At 69.1% G+C, this 19797-nt stretch carries 13 protein-coding genes; 4 read left to right on the forward strand and 9 right to left on the reverse strand.

What is annotated here, in order from left to right; translation table 11 throughout:
* Positions 1–34: 34 nt before the first annotated feature.
* The 5 genes from WT53_RS07630 to grpE form a co-directional block, all read right to left on the reverse strand.
* Positions 35–1942 carry a chorismate-binding protein gene (locus tag WT53_RS07630; RefSeq protein ID WP_034206479.1) on the reverse strand — a complete coding sequence of 636 codons (1908 nt, stop codon included), beginning with the start codon at positions 1940–1942 and terminating at the stop codon, positions 35–37.
* Between the two features lie 4 nt (positions 1943–1946).
* Positions 1947–3083: a molecular chaperone DnaJ gene (gene dnaJ, locus WT53_RS07635; RefSeq protein WP_034206478.1), complete on the reverse strand. Its 1137-nt coding sequence runs from the start codon at positions 3081–3083 to the stop codon at positions 1947–1949.
* A gap of 253 nt (positions 3084–3336) precedes the next feature.
* Positions 3337–5289 carry a molecular chaperone DnaK gene (gene dnaK, locus WT53_RS07640; protein WP_034206477.1) on the reverse strand — a complete coding sequence of 651 codons (1953 nt, stop codon included), beginning with the start codon at positions 5287–5289 and terminating at the stop codon, positions 3337–3339.
* A 148-nt stretch (positions 5290–5437) separates the two neighbouring features.
* Positions 5438–5881: a thioredoxin family protein gene (locus tag WT53_RS07645; protein ID WP_060259047.1), complete on the reverse strand. Its 444-nt coding sequence runs from the start codon at positions 5879–5881 to the stop codon at positions 5438–5440.
* A gap of 10 nt (positions 5882–5891) precedes the next feature.
* The gene (grpE, locus tag WT53_RS07650) at positions 5892–6437 is read right to left on the reverse strand and encodes a nucleotide exchange factor GrpE (RefSeq protein WP_034206475.1); all 546 of its coding nucleotides are present in this window, start codon (positions 6435–6437) and stop codon (positions 5892–5894) included.
* A 353-nt stretch (positions 6438–6790) separates the two neighbouring features.
* Here grpE and WT53_RS33805 point away from each other — a divergent pair, with 353 nt between their 5' ends.
* The gene (locus tag WT53_RS33805) at positions 6791–6952 is read left to right on the forward strand and encodes a hypothetical protein (protein WP_006476841.1); all 162 of its coding nucleotides are present in this window, start codon (positions 6791–6793) and stop codon (positions 6950–6952) included.
* On the opposite strand, the gene WT53_RS07655 is transcribed toward WT53_RS33805, so the two are convergent.
* From WT53_RS07655 to hrcA, 3 genes are all read right to left on the reverse strand, one after another.
* On the reverse strand, positions 6924–7331 hold the full coding sequence (locus WT53_RS07655; protein WP_034206474.1) for an RNA-binding S4 domain-containing protein: 408 nt from the start codon (positions 7329–7331) through the stop codon (positions 6924–6926). The two genes, WT53_RS33805 and WT53_RS07655, sit on opposite strands and share 29 nt — an antisense overlap.
* Positions 7332–7503: 172 nt before the next feature.
* A complete protein-coding gene (gene hemH, locus WT53_RS07660; protein WP_034206473.1) occupies positions 7504–8568 on the reverse strand; it encodes a ferrochelatase in 1065 nt (354 codons plus the stop codon).
* A gap of 145 nt (positions 8569–8713) precedes the next feature.
* A complete protein-coding gene (gene hrcA / locus WT53_RS07665) occupies positions 8714–9736 on the reverse strand; it encodes a heat-inducible transcriptional repressor HrcA (RefSeq protein WP_011544637.1) in 1023 nt (340 codons plus the stop codon).
* Positions 9737–9867: 131 nt separating this feature from the next.
* Here hrcA and WT53_RS07670 point away from each other — a divergent pair, with 131 nt between their 5' ends.
* Together WT53_RS07670 and recN are read left to right on the forward strand one after the other, a co-directional pair.
* Positions 9868–10770: an NAD kinase gene (locus WT53_RS07670; RefSeq protein WP_034206472.1), complete on the forward strand. Its 903-nt coding sequence runs from the start codon at positions 9868–9870 to the stop codon at positions 10768–10770.
* A gap of 19 nt (positions 10771–10789) precedes the next feature.
* Positions 10790–12439, forward strand: a complete 1650-nt coding sequence (gene recN, locus WT53_RS07675) for a DNA repair protein RecN (RefSeq protein WP_034206471.1) — start codon at positions 10790–10792, stop codon at positions 12437–12439.
* A 100-nt stretch (positions 12440–12539) separates the two neighbouring features.
* Here recN and glnE read toward each other — a convergent pair whose 3' ends face one another.
* Entirely contained in the window at positions 12540–15341 is a 2802-nt protein-coding gene (glnE, locus tag WT53_RS07680; protein WP_034206470.1) for a bifunctional [glutamate--ammonia ligase]-adenylyl-L-tyrosine phosphorylase/[glutamate--ammonia-ligase] adenylyltransferase, read from the reverse strand.
* A gap of 232 nt (positions 15342–15573) precedes the next feature.
* On the opposite strand from glnE, the gene WT53_RS07685 reads away from it, so the two are divergent.
* Positions 15574–19773, forward strand: a complete 4200-nt coding sequence (locus tag WT53_RS07685; RefSeq protein WP_060259050.1) for a YhdP family protein — start codon at positions 15574–15576, stop codon at positions 19771–19773.
* Positions 19774–19797 lie beyond the last annotated feature (24 nt).

A 19797-nucleotide genomic window follows, 5' to 3' on the forward strand; every position in this document is an offset into this window, starting at 1 on the left:
GCGGCCCGGGCAAGCTGCCCGAGCCGTCACCCCGTCACTTCAGCACCGCGTCGAGCGCCCCGCGCAGTGCGTTGGTCAACAGCAACGCCTGCGCGCGCGCCAGATCGTCGCGCATGACGACCCGCTCCACCGCGCCGAACGCGCGATCGTCGAGCAACACGCCGCGCATCACGCCCGGCAGCACGCCGCTCGTCAGCGGCGGCGTCACCCACTGGCCGTCGAGCTTCACGAACAGGTTCGAGCGCCCGCCCTCCGTCACCTCGCCGCGCTCGTTGACGAACAGCATGTCGAACCCGCCGAGCGCCTCCGCCGCCTGCCACGCGCGGTCGTATTCGGCACGGCGCGTGGTCTTGTGCAGCAGCAGCGCATCGCTCGCGCGGGTCGGCGCGAAGCCGTGCGCGCAGGCCAGCAGCACGCCGACCGGCCCCGCCGGCAGCGGCTTGAGCGGCGCCGCGACGATCTCGATCGTGCCGTCCTTCGCCAGCGCGAGCTTCATCCGGTACGCGCCGTCGCCGTCGAGCGCCGCGCAGCGCGCATCGATCTCGCGACGCAACGCGTCGGCATCGAAGCGAAATCCGAACGCATCCGCGCTGCGTTGCAGCCGCGCGAGATGGCGATCGAGATGGCGAATTCCGTCCGCCCGCGTCGCGGCCGTCGTTTCGAACAGCTGGAAGCCGGGGTCGGCGTCCGTCAGGAATCGCGCTTTCAATTCGCACTCCGCGTATTCATCGGCCGCGACGCTGTCGAGCACGATGCCCGCGCCAACGCCCATCGTGCCGCGCCGCCGGCCGGCGGCGGCCGTTGCCGCGTCGCGCGCGGCGATCGTCGCGGCGGAATCGGCTGCGACCGCATCGAGCGTCAGCGTCCGGATCGCGACCGACAGGCAGAAATCGCCGCACCCGGCCGCAGCGCCTGCCGACGCGGCCTCGCCCTTCGGTGCGTCGAGCCAGCCGATCGCACCGGTATACAGCCCGCGCGGCGTCGACTCGATCGCATCGATCAATTGCATCGTCCGGTACTTCGGCGCACCCGTGATCGACCCGCAAGGAAACAGCGCGCGCAGCATCTGCGCGAACGTCGTGCCGTCGCGCCAGCCGGCTTCGACCGTCGACGTCATCTGCCACACCGACGCATACGGCTCGACGGAGAACAGCGCCGGCACCTTGACGCTGCCCGTGCGCGCGATCCGCGACACGTCGTTGCGCAGCAAGTCGACGATCATCACGTTTTCCGCACGGTTTTTCGGGTCGCTCGCGAGGAACGCGGCCGCCGCCGCGTCTTCACGCGGGTCGGCCGAGCGCGGCGCGGTGCCCTTCATCGGCCGCGCGCGCAGCACGTCGCCATGCTTCTCGACGAACAGCTCCGGCGAGCACGACACGACCCACGCGCCGTCGGGCAGGGCGATCAGCGCGCCGTACCGCACCGGCTGGCGCGCGCGCAGCCGCCGGTACAGCGCGAGCGGCGTGCCGAATACGTCGAAATTCAGCCGGTACGTGTAGTTGACCTGATACGAATCGCCCGCGCGCAGCGCGTCGTGCACCGCGGCGATCGCCGCGTCGAACGCATCGCGCGACACGCTCTTCGCGACGTGCGCGACGCCCGCGATCGATGGCGTGCCGCCGCCGTCCTGCTGCGCGAGCCATGCGTCGACGTCGTCGCGCGACAGCCGCTCGCAGCGCGCATACAGCAAAAAGCGCAGCGGGGCATCGCCCGGCTGCGCCCGTTGCAGGTTGCGTCCGAATTCGTAATCGCCGACGACGACCGCATGCAGCCCGTCGCGCAGATCCTGCGCGAGCGCCGCGTCGATGGCGTCGAGCTGCGCCGGGTCCGTGCACACGCGTTCGCGCACGAAGCCCGAATACAAACGACTCGACCGCGCGGACGCGGTCGAGTCGCAATCGTCCAAGAGCGCGAACGACGCGCTCTCGTTGCCTTCAGTCATGCCGTTACTCGAAGAAGCTCTTCACCCGATCGAACCAGCTCTTGCTCTGCGGGCTGTGACGCGCGCCGCCCTCGGCCAGCGACTTCTCGAACTGCTTGAGCAGGTCGCGCTGGTGATCGGTCAGCTTCACCGGCGTCTCGACCTGCACGTGCACGTACAGATCGCCCGCAATGCTCGAACGCAGCCCCTTGATGCCCTTGCCCCGCAGGCGGAACGTCTTGCCCGACTGCGTGCCTTCCGGCACCGGGAACGACGCGCGGCCGGCCAGCGTCGGCACCTCGATCTCGCCGCCGAGCGCGGCGGTCGTGAACGGAATCGGCATCTGGCAGTGGAGATCGTCGCCGTCGCGCTCGAACACCGCGTGCGGCTTGATGTGGATCTCGACGTACAGGTCGCCCGGCGGCCCGCCGTTGATGCCCGGCTCGCCGTTGCCGGCCGAGCGGATCCGCATCCCGTCGTCGATCCCGGCCGGGATCTTCACTTCGAGCGTCTTGGTTTCCTTCACCTTGCCCGACCCGTGGCAATGCGCGCACGGCTCGGGGATGTAGGTGCCGGTGCCGTGGCACTTCGGGCAGGTCTGCTGGATGCTGAAGAAGCCCTGCGACATGCGCACCGTGCCCTGGCCGTGACAGGTCGGGCAGGTTTCCGGCTTCGTGCCGGGCTTCGCCCCCGAGCCGTGACAGACTTCGCACGACACCCAGCTCGGCACGCGGATCTGCGTGTCGTAGCCGTGCGCGGCCTGCTCGAGCGTGATTTCCATGCTGTAGCGCAGGTCGGCGCCGCGATACACCTGCGGGCCGCCGCGGCCGCCGCGCGCGGCGCCGCCCGCGGCCTGGCCGAAGATGTCGCCGAAGATGTCGCCGAATGCATCCGCGAAGCCGCCGAAGCCCTGCGCGCCCGCACCGCCCATGTTCGGATCGACGCCCGCGTGGCCGTACTGGTCGTACGCGGCCCGCTTCTGACCATCCGACAGCATTTCATAGGCTTCCTTCGCCTCCTTGAAATGCTCTTCCGCATCCTTGCTGTCCGGATTGCGGTCAGGGTGATACTTCATCGCAAGCTTGCGATATGCCTTCTTGATTTCGTCGTCGCTCGCGTTCTTCGCGACGCCCAGAACCTCGTAGTAATCCCGTTTCGCCATATCGATTCACTGTGCCGCCACGCATCGCGCACGCGGCGGCTCCTTTCGCCCGCAGTAAAGTCTCTCGACTCGTCTGGCGCTGCGCCGTCCGCGGACGGCTCACGCAGCACCCGCCAAAAAACAAATGTGCCCGGAGGGCCGCAAGGCCCGCCAGGCGTGGAGTCGATCCGGCCATCCGGAAGGAAAGACAGACCGCTTGTCAGCCGCGCCGCGCGCATTTCGCGCGCGGCGTACGGTGCCATGGCAACCCGGCTTAGTCCTTCTTCACTTCCTTGAACTCGGCGTCGACGACGTCGTCGGCAGCCTGTTGCGCACCGCCCGCATGGGCCGCGCCTTCCGCCGCACCGGCCGCGCCGGCCGCACCCGCCTGCTGGGCCTGCATGTCGGCGTACATCTTCTCGCCGAGCTTCTGCGACACCTTGCCGAGCTCCTCGACCTTCGCGTCGATCGCCGCCTTGTCGGCCGACGTGTCCTTCAGCACGTCCTCGAGCGACTTCAGCGCCGCTTCGATCGCTTCCTTCTCGCCCGCGTCCAGCTTGTCGCCGTACTCGGTCAGCGCCTTCTTCGTGCTGTGGACCAGCGCGTCGCCCTGGTTGCGCGAATCGGCCAGCTCGCGCAGCTTGTGGTCTTCCGCTGCGTTCGCTTCCGCGTCCTTGATCATCTGGTCGATTTCAGCCTCGGACAGGCCCGAGTTCGCCTTGATCGTGATCTTGTTTTCCTTGCCGGTCGCCTTGTCCTTCGCGCCGACGTGCAGGATGCCGTTCGCGTCGATGTCGAAGGTCACTTCGATCTGCGGCACGCCGCGCGGTGCCGGCGGGATGCCTTCGAGGTTGAACTCGCCGAGCAGCTTGTTGCCCGCCGCCATTTCGCGTTCGCCCTGGAACACCTTGATCGTCACGGCCGACTGGTTGTCGTCCGCCGTCGAGTACACCTGCGCGTGCTTCGTCGGGATCGTCGTGTTCTTGCTGATCATCTTCGTCATCACGCCGCCGAGCGTCTCGATACCGAGCGACAGCGGGGTCACGTCGAGCAGCAGCACGTCCTTGCGGTCGCCCGACAGGACCTGGCCCTGGATCGCCGCGCCAACCGCGACGGCTTCGTCCGGGTTCACGTCGCGGCGCGGATCCTTGCCGAAGAACTCCTTCACCTTGTCCATGACCTTCGGCATGCGCGTCTGCCCGCCGACCAGGATCACGTCGTCGATGTCCGACACCTTGACGCCTGCGTCCTTGATCGCGATGCGGCACGGTTCGATCGTGCGCTCGACGAGGTCTTCCACCAGCGCTTCCAGCTTCGCGCGGGTGATCTTCAGGTTCAAGTGCTTCGGGCCCGACGCGTCCGCCGTGATGTACGGCAGGTTGATTTCGGTCTGCTGGCTCGACGACAGCTCGATCTTCGCCTTTTCGGCCGCTTCCTTCAGGCGCTGCAGCGCGAGCACGTCCTTCGACAGGTCGACGCCCTGCTCCTTCTTGAACTCGCCGATGATGTAATCGATGATGCGCTGGTCGAAGTCTTCGCCGCCGAGGAACGTGTCGCCGTTGGTCGACAGCACTTCGAACTGCATTTCGCCGTCGACGTCCGCGATCTCGATGATCGACACGTCGAACGTGCCGCCGCCGAGGTCGTACACGGCGATCTTGCGGTCACCCTTCTCGGCCTTGTCGAGGCCGAACGCGAGCGCGGCTGCCGTCGGCTCGTTGATGATCCGCTTGACTTCGAGGCCCGCGATGCGGCCGGCGTCCTTGGTCGCCTGGCGCTGGCTGTCGTTGAAGTACGCCGGCACGGTGATCACGGCTTCCGTGACCGGCTCGCCGAGGTAGTCTTCCGCCGTCTTCTTCATCTTGCGCAGCACTTCGGCCGACACCTGCGGCGGCGCGAGCTTTTCGCCGTGCGCTTCGACCCATGCATCGCCGTTGTCGGCCTTGATGATCGAGTACGGCATCAGGCCGATGTCCTTCTGGACTTCCTTCTCTTCGAAACGGCGGCCGATCAGGCGCTTCACGGCGAACAGCGTGTTCTTCGGGTTGGTCACCGACTGGCGCTTGGCCGGCGCGCCGACGAGGACTTCGTTGTCGTCCATGTAGGCGATGATCGACGGCGTGGTGCGCGCGCCTTCCGAGTTCTCGATGACCTTGACCTGGTTGCCTTCCATGATGGCGACGCACGAGTTCGTGGTGCCGAGGTCAATACCGATGATCTTTCCCATTTTTTCCTAATCTCCAGAAATGCTTGTTTGCTGCACGAAACGCCGCGTTTTTGGGCGGTTTCGCACGTCAGAATTCAACTCTGTTCCCGAAATGCGTCCGTCCGATCCGTTTTCAAGACCTGACGAGCGATGCGGATATTAAATTTTTTCAATCGCCGCCGGCTAGCGGATCGTGCCGGCCGCCGACGCTTTCGCCGGACGGCGCGCCTCCCGCCGCGGCCATCTTCGCGCGCGCCGCCGCGACGGCTGCCTGGAACTGCGCGAGGCCATGCCAGCCGGTCGCGCGGCCCAGCCGCTTGCCGCGGTGGAAGAAGAACCACGTCGGCACGCCGTGCAGCCCGAAGCGGCGCCCCAGCTGTGGGTGCTCGTACACGTTGCAATGGAACCACTTCAGGCCCAGCGCGCGGATCGCGTCGGGCTGCGCGAGCATCGCCTTCTTCGCGATCTCGCAGTTGAAGCAGTCGACGCCCCAGAAGAACACCACGGCCAGTGCGTCGCCCGCGCCGTCGATGGCCGCGTCGAACGTGCCGGCGTCGAGCGCCTGCATGGCGAACGCGTCGAACGCGGCCGGATCGACGCCGGCGGGCACCATGTCGGCCGCCTTACTTCGGCTGGGCGACGGTGACGAGCGCCGGGCGCAGCACGCGGTCGGCGATCATGTAGCCCTTTTGCAGCACCGTGACGACGGTGTTCGGCTCCTGCTCGGCCGGCACCATCGAAATGGCCTGGTGCTGGTGCGGATCGAACTTCTCGCCGACCGGATTGATCGCGACGACGCGGCCCTTCTCGAGCGCGCTCGTCAACTGGCGCAGCGTCAGCTCGACGCCTTCGCGCACCTTCGCGATGTCGCCGGAGGTATCGCTGACGGCCGCTTCCAGGCTGTCCAGCACGGGCAGCAGGTGTTCCGCGAAGCTCTCGATCGCGAACTTGTGCGCCTTCGACACGTCGTCCTGCGCGCGGCGGCGCACGTTCTCGGTCTCGGCCTTCGCCCGCAGGAAGCTTTCCTGGAGCTCGGCGACCTTGGCTTGAGCCTCCGCGAGCGCCGCGTCGGCGGCTTCGGCGGCGGGTGCGGCGCCTTGCGCCGCCTGCTTTTCGCTACCGATGTCTTCGGCCGATTGGGTAGCCGGGTTCTCTTGCGTGTTTTCCATGTCGCTGAAAGTCGATTAGAGGTTGAAGCCAAATCGGCAACCGTCGGACGTATACCCGACGGCACCGCACATTGGTGGTGCAAATAAGGGCGAAAACTGCGATTTCAAGAGGGTCTTTCGCCGACATTCGCCAATGCCGTGAAACAACCGCGCGTTTCCTGGTGCAGGCGTCGCATCGTTCGCCGGATCGGGCGAAACGGCCTGTAACAACGCTTACCCGGCAAGTACTAGCTCCGCACAGGCCCGCTGCACTACACTCCACTCAAGCGTCGGAAAAGCGTGTTTACCCCTAGCTGACCGCCGCCCGACATCCACCTGGCGCCGTTTTCACCCTTGTTCTCGAGGGGAGTACCGTGAAACTGACCTTTGCGATATCGGTGGTCGCGCTGGTACTCATTGCCGGCACCACCACCATCTGCCTGTCGGGAGCCGTCACCGACCGCACGACCGAATACGGAAGCGCGCGGGCGACGTTCGACCAGATGTTCAGCTCCCACCAGAAAATCTGTCGATGATGCGCCGGTCGCGCTTCGTCGGCCGGCCGTGCAGCCCGGCCGCCGGCTCGCGATACGTGCGGCGTCGCTCCAGTTCGGCGAGCCGCGCGGCCCGCCCCGCTTCCGTTTCCTCGTAGAGCGTCTGCGCGACGCTCGCGGGGCCGCGCACGTCGCACACGCCCAGCACGGCAATGTGCCAGACGATGCCGTCGATCGCAATCTCGACCTCGTCGCCCACTCGCACGTCCTTCGCCGGCTTGACCGCTGCACCGCCGATCTTCACGTGTCCCTTGTCGACCGCATCGGTCGCGAGCGAGCGCGTCTTGAAGAACCGGGCCGCCCACAGCCATTTGTCGATGCGCAGCTTCGCGCCCGGCTCGGTGGAAATCTTGTAGTTCATGTCAGTCTCCGCAGGGCCGCCCCAAGGAGGCTGACCGCCCCCTCGGGGGGCAGCGAACGCAGTGAGCGTGGGGGTCGTTTCATGTCAGCCTCCGCCGGGCCGCCCCAAGGAGGCTGACCGCTTTCCGGGAAAACGGCGAACGAAAAGCGCGTGGAAATCGTTTCATCTCGTCTCAACCGACCGTTTCGGGCTGCGCGGCCTTGACGGGCCAGCCCTGCAGATTCTCCGCGACGATCTCGCCGAGCGCGCCGATCCACGCGGACGCGCCGTTCAGACACGGAATGCGGTGGAAGGTCTTGCCGCCGCCGGCGAGGAACTCGTCGCGCACTTCCATGCCGATTTCCTCGATCGTCTCCAGGCAATCGGCCGTGAAGCCGGGACAGAACACGTCCGCCCGCCGCACGCCGGCCTCGCCGAATTCGCGCAACGTCGGCGCGGTGTACGGCTGCAGCCATTCGGCCTTGCCGAAGCGCGACTGGAACGTGACGCGGCATTCGGTACTCGACAGCCCGAGCGCGGCCATCAGCAACGCGCCGGTCTGCTGACACTGGTCGTGATACGGGTCGCCGAGGTCGAGCGTGCGCTTCGGCACGCCGTGGAAACTCAGCACCAGCTTGTCGCCGGCCGCGAAATCGGGCCGGCCGTGCTGTGCCCAGTACTGGCGCACCTGTTCGGCCAGTGCATGGATATAGGCCGGATGGTCGGCGTAGTGCCGCACCGTGCGCACTTCCGGCTGGTTGCGCATGCGCGCGAGCGCGTCGAACGCGGCATCGAACGCGGTGGCCGTGGTCGACGCCGAGTATTGCGGATACATCGGCATCAACAGCACGCGCTCGACGCCCGCGCGCTTGAACTGCGCGAGCGCATGCGCAATGTTCGGGCTGCCGTAGCGCATCGCGTAGTCGACCGTCACGTGATAGCCGTTCGACACGAGCAGGTGTCGCACGCTGTCGGTCTGGCGCTCGGTGTACACGCGCAGCGGCGAGCCCTCGGGCATCCAGACGGCCGCGTATTTCTTCGCGGAGGCACGGCCGCGCAGCGGCAGGATCAGCGTGCGCAGCAGCACCTGCCAGACGGCCTGCGGAATTTCGACGACCCGTGGATCCGACAGGAATTCGGCCAGGTAGCGCCGCACCGCGCGCGGCGTGGGCGCGTCGGGCGTGCCGAGATTGATCAGCAGCACACCGATGCGATGGGCGGCCGCGATGTTCGAAGGCGGCTCGAGATCGAAACGCATGGGCAAGGACGTGCTCGAGGCACGGGACCGGACGGCCCTCAATTATAGCGGGCCGCCCCGTGCCGTTCGGCCGACTGTCGTCGCAAGCGGCGGCGCGGCACGATAGCGGGGCGGGATCGAGCGGGCGACCGCCGGTTATTGCTGGCTATTGCTGGCTCAGCGTGAGCGACAGCAGGCGCGCGGTGATGTCGACGATCGGTATCACCCGGTTGTACGCCATCCGGGTCGGGCCGATCACGCCGAGCGTGCCGACGATCTGCCCGTTCACCTCGTACGGCGCGGTGACGACGCTCATTTCCTCGATCGGCACGAGCGTCGATTCGCCGCCGATGAAGATCTGCACGCCCTGGGCGTGGCTCGACACGTCGAGCAGTTGCAGGAGGCCCGTCTTTTGGTCGAATACGTCGAACAGCTTGCGCAGCCGCGCCATGTCGGACGACAGATCCGCCACTTCGAGCAGGTTGCGCTCGCCGGAAATCAGCACGGTGTCCTCGGTGTCGGGCACCTCGGTGCTGGCCGTCACGGCCGCGTGCATCAGCGTCGTCATGTCGCCGCGCAGCTGGTCGATCTCGTCGCGCAGGCGGCGGCGCACCTCGTCGAACGACAGCCCGGCGAAATGCGCATTGATGTAGTTGGACGCCTCGGTCAGCTGCGACGGCGAATAGTCGCGCGGCGTCGCGAGCATGCGGTTCTGCACGTCGCCCTCGGGCGTGACGATGATCAGCAGGATGCGCTTGTCGGACAGGCGCATGAACTCGATCTGCTTGAACACGTGGCTGCGGCGCGGCGTCAGCACGACACCCGCGAACTGCGACAGGTTCGACAGCACGCTCGCGGCGGCGGCGACCACCCGCTGCTGCGGCTCGCCGGCCTGCAGCGTGTTCTGCACCTGGCGCGCGACGGCCTCGGCGTCGATCGGCGCCTCGACCGTCAGCATCGTATCGACGAACAGCCGGTAGCCGCGCGGCGTCGGCACCCGGCCGGCCGACGTGTGCGGACTCGACACGAGGCCGAGCTCCTCCAGGTCGGACATCACGTTGCGGATCGTCGCCGGGCTCAGCTCGAGCCCGGAGTAACGGGACAACGTGCGCGATCCGACCGGCTGACCGTCGGCGATATACCGTTCGATCAGGGTTTTCAGGAGGGTTCGTGCGCGAGGATCTAGCATGGTGGAAAATTTTAGCGCAACCGCGCGAGCGCGGCGAGTGGCGTCGACCACCATTGCGCGGGCCGGCCCGATCCGGCCCCGTCGGCGCACAGCCGGTTCTTTTCGTCAACGAGCTATGGTGTAATGCCGGCATGAAAACCGGTAATCAGTTCAACACTGTCGCGCTCGTCGGCCGGAGCAACACGCCCGGCATCGCCGAGCCGCTCGCCACGCTGGCCGACAGCATCGCCACGCTCGGCTTCGAGGTCGTGTTCGAAGGCGAGACAGCACGCGAAATCGGCATCGCCGGGTACCCGGCGCTCACGCCGGCCGAAATCGGGGCGCGAGCGGACGTGGCGATCGTGCTCGGCGGCGACGGCACGATGCTCGGCATCGGCCGCCAGCTTGCGCCCTACCGGACCCCGCTGATCGGGATCAACCACGGGCGGCTCGGTTTCATCACCGACATCGCGGCATCCGACATGCAGGCGCTCGTGCCCGTGATGCTGGCCGGCAAGTTCGAGCGCGAGGAGCGCTCGCTGCTCGAGGCGCGGATCGTGCGCGACGGCGAACCGATCTACCACGCGCTCGCGTTCAACGACGTCGTCGTGAACCGCAGCGGCTTCTCCGGGATGGTCGAGCTGCGCGCGTCGGTCGACGGCCGCTACATGTACAACCAGCGCTCGGACGGCCTGATCGTCGCGACGCCCACCGGCTCGACCGCGTATGCGCTGTCGTCGGCCGGCCCGATCCTCCATCCGCAACTGGCGGGCATCGTGCTCGTGCCGATCGCGCCGCACGCGCTGTCGAACCGGCCGATCGTGCTGCCCGACGATTCGAAAATCGCGATCCAGATCGTCGGCGGCCGCGACGTCAACGTGAACTTCGACATGCAGTCGTTCACGTCGCTCGAACTGAACGATACGATCGAGGTGCGCCGCTCGAAGCACACGGTGCCGTTCCTGCATCCGATCGGCTACAGCTACTACACGACGCTGCGCAAGAAGCTGCACTGGAACGAACACGCATCGAACGAAGACGACAAGGCGTCCTGACGCCGCTCCGCCCGATACCATGCTCCGCCACCTCTCGATCCGCGACTTCGTCATCGTCGCCGCGCTCGATCTCGAATTCGACAGCGGCTTTTCCGTCTTTTCCGGCGAAACCGGCGCCGGCAAATCGATCCTGATCGACGCCCTCGCCCTCGCGCTCGGCGAACGCGCCGACGCGAGCGTCGTGCGCACCGGCTGCGGCCGCGCCGACATCACGGCCGAATTCACGCCGCACGACCGCGTCGCGCGTTGGCTCGACGAGCACGCGTTCGACGCCGAGGACACCGTGATGCTGCGCCGCGTGATCGACGCGAACGGCCGCTCGCGCGCATTCATCAACGGCACCAGCGCGACGCTCGCGCAACTGCGCGAGCTCGGCGAGATGCTCGTCGACATCCACGGCCAGCACGCGCATCAGTTGCTGATGCGGCCCGACGCGCAGCGCGAGCTGTTCGACACGCACGCGGGGCTCGTCGCCGAGGCCGCGAACGTCGCGCGCGCGTGGCGCGTGTGGCGCGACGCGACGCAGGCGATCGACGCCGCGAAGGCGCACGAGCGCGAGCTGCAGCTCGAACGCGAAAAGCTCGCATGGCAGCTCGCCGAACTCGACAAGCTCGCGCCGCAAGCCGGCGAGTGGGACGAAGTCAGCAACGAACACAAGCGCCTATCGCATTCGGCGAACCTGATCGAAGGCGTGCGCGGCGCGCTCAACGCACTGTCCGAGTCCGACGACGCGATGCTCGCGCAGCTCGGCGCGATCGTGTCGAAGCTGCGCGGCCTGGCCGACTACGACACCGCGCTCGGCGATGCGCTCGCGTCGCTGGAGCCGGCCGAGATCCAGTTGCAGGAAGCCGTCTATTCGCTGTCGCACTATGCACAGCGCGTCGATCTCGACCCCGAGCGGCTCGCGCAGGTCGAAACGCGTCTCGACGCGCTGCACTCGACCGCCCGCAAGTTCCGGCTGCCGCCCGACACGCTGCACGAAGAGCATGCGGCGCGCCGCGCGCAACTCGCCGCGCTCGACGCGGCCGCCGATCTCGGCGCGCTCGAGGCGGCGCAGGCCAAGGCGCGGGAAGCCTATCTCGCCGACGCCAAACGCCTGTCGAAGGCGCGCGCGCAGGCGGCCAAGGCGCTCGGCGCGGCCGTCACGGCCGGCATGCAGGAATTGTCGATGGCGGGCGGAAGCTTCGAAGTCGCGCTCGTGCCGCTCGCAGACGGCGGCCCGCACGGGCTCGAGCAGGTCGAATTCCGCGTGGCCGGTCACCCGGGCGTGCCGCTGCGGCCGCTCGCGAAGGTCGCGTCGGGCGGCGAACTCGCGCGGATCAGTCTCGCGCTCGCGGTGATCGCCAGCGCGGCGAGCCCGACGCCGACGCTGATCTTCGACGAAGTCGATACGGGAATCGGCGGCGGCGTCGCCGAAGTGGTCGGCCGCCTGCTGCACCAGCTCGGGCGCGACCGCCAGGTGTTGTGCGTGACGCACCTGCCGCAGGTCGCCGCGCGCGGCGACCATCATTTCCAGGTGGCGAAGGGCGCCGACGAACGCGGCGGCACGGTATCGACCGTGGTTGCGCTAGACCGCGCCAGCCGGATCGAGGAAGTCGCGCGGATGCTCGGCGGGCTCGAAATCACGGCCACCACGCGCAAGCACGCGAAGGAAATGCTGGCGGCCTGACATTGCCGCGGCCTGTCCCGCTCGAGTCGAGCGGGCTCGCCCATTCGACTCGAGGCGGTAGGCGGATCGATGCCGCGCCCGCCCCGCTTTCCGCCTTCGTTCAAACGCCCGTTTCAACCGCGCCGAACACACGCGTCCACAGCGCCGTCACGGCCGCGCGCTCGTCCGCGACCACCGCCGGATCGACACGCGCCTTCTCCATCCCGTCGAGCCGCAGCTTGTGCTGCAGCTTCCGGTATGTGCGGTACGCCGCGCCGACGCGCTCGGCCTCGTCCTCGCCCATCAGCCCGAAGCGCGCGACTTCGCGCAGCAACGCGATGTTGCCGGTATTGCGGATCAGCTCGGCGTCGCTCGACGCATGCAGCAGCACCCAGTACTGGACGATGAACTCGATGTCGACCATCCCGCCGCGATCGTGCTTCAGATCGAACAGCGCGGTCTGGTTCGGGTGGCCGGCAAACACCTTGCCGCGCATGTCGACGATCTCCTTCGCGAGCACGCCGCCGTCGCGCGGCGTCGTCAGCACCTGCTGGCGGATCGCCTCGAAATCCGCGCCGATTTGCGCGTCGCCCGCGCTGTAGCGGGCGCGCGTCAGCGCCTGGTGCTCCCACACCCACGCGGTGTTCGCCGCATCGCCCTCGCGCAGCTGATAGCGACGGAACGCGTCGAGATCGGTGACGAGCAGCCCGGCCTCGCCGTTCGGCCGCAGCCGCAGGTCGATGTCGAACAGCGCGCCCGCGCCGGTCGCGGTCGTGAGCCACGTGATCAGGCGCCGCGTGAAGGTCGTGTAGACGTCCGCCGAGCGCTCGTCCGGGTCGTCGTACAGGAAGATCAGGTCGAGATCCGACGCATAGCCGAGCTCCTTGCCGCCCAGCTTGCCGTACGCGATCACCGCGAACTTCGGCACGTCGCGGTGGCGCTTCGCGAGCTGCGACCAGACGACTTCGATCGTCACGTCGAGCACCGCGTCGGCCAGCTCGGACAGCCGGTCGCTCACGTGCTCGACCGACAGTTGCCCGGCCAGATCGATCAGCAGGATCCGGAACACCTCCGCATGCTGCGCGTGGCGCAGCAGGTCCATCTGCTGCTCGGGGCCGTCGGCCGCCGCGAGCCGCGCGCGCAGCGCATCCTTGAACGCGGGCCAGTCGAACGGGCTCGCGATCGCCTCGTCGTCGAGCAATTCGTCGAGCAGCTGCGGGTGGCGGATCAGGTAGCCGCCGCCCCAGCGCGTCGCGCCGAGCACCGACAGCACGCGGTCGAGCGCGGCCGGATATTCGGTCAGCAGCGCGAGATAGACGCCGCGCCGGCTGACCGTCTCCAGCAGGTCGAACAGGCGCACGATCGTGTCGTCGCGGCGCGCGGCGTCGATCTTCGGCGCGGCGTCGAGCGCGCGCTGCGCGACGCTGTCGAAGCGCTGCCGGCTCTTTTCCGGCAGCCCCGTATAGCGCGACGATTGCCAGATCGCGCGCAGCCGCGCGAGCACGGCGGCCGGATCGGCGAAGCCCAGGCCGTCGAGGCGCGCGACCAGCGCGTCGTCCTCGCCGTCGTCGGCCAGCGCGCCGCTCCAGATCCACGCGGCGGCCGTGTCGTCGCCGGCCGCGCACGGCGCGCCGCTCGCCTTGTCGGCGAAAATCTGGTCGAACTGCGCTTCGACGAACGTGCGGTGGCCGTCCAGCACCGTCATCAGCGCCGCATAGTCGGCAAAACCGAGCGACGCGGCCAGCGCCGCGCGCTCGTCGGGCTCGACCGGCATCGCGTGCGTCTGTGCGTCGTTGCGATACTGCAGCCGGTGCTCGAGCGTACGCAGGAAGTTGTAGGCGTCGGTCAGGCGGGCGCATACGTCGTCGCCGATCAGCCCGCGCGCCTGCGCATGCCGCAGCACCGCGAGCGTCGGCCGCACGCGAAATCCCGCATCCTGGCCGCCGCGGATCAACTGGAACACCTGCGCGCTGAACTCGATCTCGCGGATCCCGCCGCGCCCGAGCTTGATGTCGTCGGCCTTGTCGGGCCGCATCGACGCGCGCCGCGCCGCTTCGTGCCGGATCTGCTGGTGCAGCGAACGGATCGCGCCGATCACGCCGAAATCGAGATAGCGACGGTAGACGAACGGCTTGACGATCGACTCGAGCTGCGACGCGAGCCGCTGCGCCGCGTCGCTGTCGCCTTCCGACACGAGCCGCCCCTTGATCCACGCATAGCGCTCCCACTCGCGGCCCTGCACGTAGAAATATTCCTCGAGCATGCCGAGGCTGCACACGAGCGGCCCCGAATCGCCGTTCGGGCGCAGCCGCATGTCGACGCGAAACACGTAGCCGTCGGCCGTGACCTCGGACAGCACGCCGATCAGGCGCCGGCCGAGCCGCGTGAAGTATTCCTGTGTGGACAGCGGCGAACGTGCGCCGCCGGTGGTCTCGCCGTCGTCCTCGTAGACGAAGATCAGGTCGATGTCCGACGACACGTTCAGCTCGCGGCCGCCGAGCTTGCCCATCCCGACCACGCCGAGCACGACGCGCTGGCCGTCGGCGCCGCGCGGCTCGCCGTACAGCGCCTCGAGTTCGGCCGACAGCAGTGCCAGCGAGCGCTGCACGGCCACCTCGGCGAGATCGGTCATCGCGCCCGTGACCTCGGCGACGTTCGCCAGCCCGCGCAGGTCGCGCTCCGCGACCGCACCGAACGCCTCGGCGCGCAATTGCCGCAGCGCGCGCTTCAGTTGCTCGTCGCCCGGCGCGGCCGTGCCGGCCGGCGTCGCGAGCAGCTCGGTCAAGCGCGCGTCGAGCTGCGCGCGGCCGAGCGGCGCGGCCGCCCACGCGGCGACCTGCTCGGCCAGCGCGGGTCGAGCGGCAGCCGCGCGGGCCAGGTATCGGGAATAGGACGTGCTGATCAGGTCGGAAGCGTCGGTCATCGAGAAGCGGGCCTGGCGGAAAGGCCGGGGGCGGCGGGCCGGCGCGTGCGCGCCCCGCTGCCGACCGGCCCCATGGACTCGGCGCGGCGTCGCGACGGTCGCTCGTGCGCCCGTCGCGACGCCGCGCGCCGGAAAGCCCGTGCCGCGCTGCCCCAACGGCCGCCGGCACGAACCCGTGTGATACATTTCAACGTCAGTCTGCAAAACTACCATATCGCCGCCCGTCCGCCGCATGTCCGACCGTCAGGAATCCGCCGTAGCTGCGCCCGAAGCGGGACCTCCGAAGCACGATCATCCGGTCCTGCGTCGCGTGTTCAGGGTGACGCTGGCAGTCGGGATCGGCACCTACTTCGTCGCGTCCGGCGCCCTCCTCGGGCTGCGCTACGTACTGCTGCCCCGCATCGACGAATTCCGCCCGCGCATCGAGCGCGCCGTGTCCGACAAGCTCCACGCGCAGCTTTCGATCGGCAAGCTTTCCCCGAACTGGTCCGGCATGCAGCCGGGCGTCGAACTCACGAACCTGACGATTCGCGGCCGTGACGGCCAGGTCGCGCTGTCGGTGCCGCACGCGACGGCCGCGCTGTCGTGGATGTCGCTGCTGCGGCTGTCGCCCGCGCTGTCGAGCCTGATCGTCGACCAGCCCGACCTCGTCGTCGCGCGCGCGGCCGACGGCTCGCTGAGCGTCGCCGGCGTCGGCGTGGCCACCACCCACGGAGGCAACGACACGTTCGGCACCTGGCTGCTGAAGCAGGAGGCGATCGTGCTGCGCGGCGGCACGCTGCGCTGGCGCGACGCGCAGCACGACGCACCGGAGCTGGTGCTGTCGGGCATCCGGCTCGCGGTGCTCAACGACGGCCGCGTCCACAAGGCCGCGCTGCAGGCGCCCGCGAACGGCACGCTGCTGCTCGGCCCGCTCGATTTCCGCGCGCGCTTCAAGCACAAGCCGCTCGCGCCGATCGGCAAGCCGTCGAACTGGACCGGCGACGCCTACCTGTCGACCGGCCCCGTCGACCTGCAGACGCTCACGCGCTATCTCGACGTGCCGCTCACGATCCACGCGGGCCGGATCGACAACGCGATCTGGGCGACCTTCGGCGACGGCCACCTGCGCTCGGCGGGCGGCGACCTGCAAGGCGCCGACGTCGCGCTGCGCGTGCGCCCGACGCAGCCGCGGCTCGACGTGCCGACGGTCGGCTTCGGCTGGGACATGGTGCTCGACGCGGGCCACGACTACACGCTGCACCTGACGCGCTTCAATGCGGAGCTCGGCCAGCCGCCGCTGCCGGACGGCACGCCGCTCGCCCGCTCGCTCGCGTTGTCGACGCTGACCGCGCGCTACCGCGTGCCGACCGCGAACCAGGGGCAACTGCTCAGCGTGGTCGGCGACCGCGTCGATCTCGGCATCCTCAGCGAATTCATCCGCGGGCTGCCGCTGCCGGCGCGCCTGCGCAACGAGCTGATCAAGATCGACCCGCGGGGGATGGTGTCGAACTATCACATCGAGGTCGAGCGCGCGAAACCCGCGCACGCCGATCTCGCCGACGAGGAGCGGCGCATGGGCGCCGCGCCGATCGTCCGCTACCGCTTCCTCGGCGATCTGCAAGGCATCAGCTTCGCCGCGCAGGAGCCGCCGCCCGGCCTCTCGCCGCGCGGCCACCCGCGCGCCGGCTGGCCGGGCGTCGAGAACCTGTGGGGCCGCGTCGACGCGAACGAGACGGGCGGCGCCGCGCATATCGACACGGTCAACGCGGCCGTCACCGTGCCCGGCGAATTCGACGAGCCGCGCCTGACGTTCGACCGGCTGCGCGGCAATGCCAAGTGGACGATCACGCCCGCGCCCGGCGACAAGCACGCGCGCGTCGACGTGTCGCTGCCCGACCTGCTCGTGTCGAACCCCGATGCCGAAATCGCGGTGTCGGGCTCATACACGAACCCCGGCCACGGCCGCGGCTCGCTCGACCTGCGCGCCGATTTCGCGCGCGCGTCGGTCGCGCGCATTCCGCGCTATCTGCCGACCGGGATGTCCGAACACCTGCGCGACTATCTCGGCCACGCGTTGCAGGACGGCAAGGTGACCAAGGGCGCGTCGATCGTCGCGCGCGGCCCGCTCGAGAAATTCCCGTTCGAACACGAGCCGGACGCCGGCGTGTTCCACATCGTCGCGCCGTTCACCGGCGGCCGCTTCGAGCCGACGCCGTACCCGCCGCGCAAGCTCGCGAACGGCACGCCGAGCGTCTGGCCCGCGCTCGACGGCATCGACGGCGTGTTCGAGCTCGCGCAGAACAAGCTGCGCTTCGACATCGAGCGCGCGCATTACAAGCGCGTCGCGCTGACGAAGGTCGCCGGCCGCATCGACGATCTCGGCAATCCGTCGCACTCGCCGCTGATCATCGACGGCCATGCGCAGGGCCCGCTCGCCGACCTGATCGACTACGCGGACAACAGCTCGCTCGGCACGATGAGCAACCACATCGGCCAGCGCATCGATGCGCAGGGCCCCGCGTCGCTCGCGCTCAAGATCACGATTCCGCAGCACGTCCCCCACCCGCACACGCACGTCGAAGGCACGCTCGCGTTCGGCGGCAACACGCTGTCGACCAGCGGCGTGCCGCCGCTGTCGGCCCTGCGCGGCAGCGTCGGCTTCACCGAGGCCGGCGCGTCGCTGCGCGCGCTGTCGGGGCGCTTCCTCGGCGGCCCGGTGCGCGCGAACGGCAACTTCCAGTCGCACGGCCCGTACGCGGTGGACGTCGACGGCCGGCTCGCGCTCGACGCCGCGCGCGGCCTGAACCTGCACGGCGCGGCCGCCGCGCTGCTCGAGCACGTGGTCGGCGACGCGCCGTACAAGATCGCCGTGCGCGGCGCGCCGGGCCGCCTGCCCGACGTCAGCGCGCAATCCGACCTGACCGGCGTGGCGCTGAACTTCCCGGCGCCGTTCGCGAAGCCGGCCGGCACGCCGATGCCGTTCCGCTTCACGCTGCAGCCGGCGCCGCAGGCGGACGGCAAACGCCTCGAACACGCCGACCTGACGCTCGGCCCGGTGAGCGCGACCTACCTGCTCGACGCGACGCGCGGCCAGCCGCTGCGCGCGGTGCGCGGCGCGATGGGCATCCACCGGATGCCCGACATGCCGCAGGACGGCGTGAGCGCGGCCGTCGACGTCGGCGAACTGGACGCCGACGCGTGGCTCGCCCTCGCCCATACGCTGCAGCCCGACACGCCGCACGCGCCGGCGCCGCAGGCTGCGCCGCGCGTCGATTTCGCGAGCTTCGCGCCGAAGCGCTTCGCGTTCCATTTCGGCACGCTGAAACTGCTCAAGCGCAACTGGGAGAACGTGATCGTCGGCGCGTCGCACGTCGACGACCTCTGGCAGGCGAACATCGCGTCGAACCAGGTCTCGGGCTACCTGTCGTGGGCGCCGGGCGGCGGTCACAACGGCGCGGGCGTGCTCAACGCGCGGCTCGCGAAGCTCGTCGTGCCGCAGAGTTCGCAGCACGACCTCGTCGGCCGCGCGATGAACCTGCCGACGCCGGCCGACCGCCCGATACCGTCGATCGACCTGATCGTCGACCAGGTCGTCGCGCGCGATCACGACATCGGCCGGCTCGTCGTCAACGCACGCAACATCGACGAAGACGGCACGCCCGTGTGGCAGCTCGACAAGCTGGAACTGTCGAACCCGGCCGCGAAGCTCACGGCGACCGGCAACTGGCGCACGTCGCGCCGCGCGCTCGCCCGCGGCGCCGACGAACCCGACGCGCCGCGCCGCACCGTGTTCGACTTCAAGCTCGACATCGACAACGCGGGTGCGCTGCTCGACCGCGTCGGCCTGCCGCGCACGCTCGCGGACGGTCACGGCTCGGTCACGGGCAAGGTCGGCTGGCGCGGCGGCCCGACCGCGCTCGACTTCCCGTCGCTCGGCGGCCAGGTCGCGGTCGACCTCGAACACGGGCAGATCCTGAAGGTCGATCCGGGCGCGGCGAAACTGCTCGGCGTGCTGAGCCTGCAAAGCCTCGCGCGCTTCCTGACGCTGAACTTCCGCGACGTGGTCGGCAAGGGGCTGCCGTTCGACAAGATCACCGGTACCGGCCGGATTTCGAACGGGATCGCGCGCACCGACGACTTCTCGATGATGACGGGCCCCGCGAACGTCACCGTGCGCGGCGCGGTCGATCTCGGCGCCGAGACGCAGGATCTGCATGCGCACGTCGCGCCGAAAATCAGCGCGGGCGCGGCCGCGATCGGCGCGGCCATCATCAACCCGCTGCTCGGCGTCGGCGTGCTGGCCGCGAACTATGCGCTGTCCGAGACGCTGTCGCGGGCGTTCGCGCTCGACTACGCGATCACCGGCTCGTGGGCGCACCCGCACATCGAGCGGGTGCGCGGCGATCAGGGTAAGATGAATCACGATCCGGCCGATGCAGCGAGCCATTGAGCGCGCATCGAAGCGCACAGGGCG

It is taken from the genome of Burkholderia sp. MSMB2157WGS, assembly GCF_001532755.1.
Taxonomy (GTDB): Bacteria; Pseudomonadota; Gammaproteobacteria; order Burkholderiales; family Burkholderiaceae; genus Burkholderia.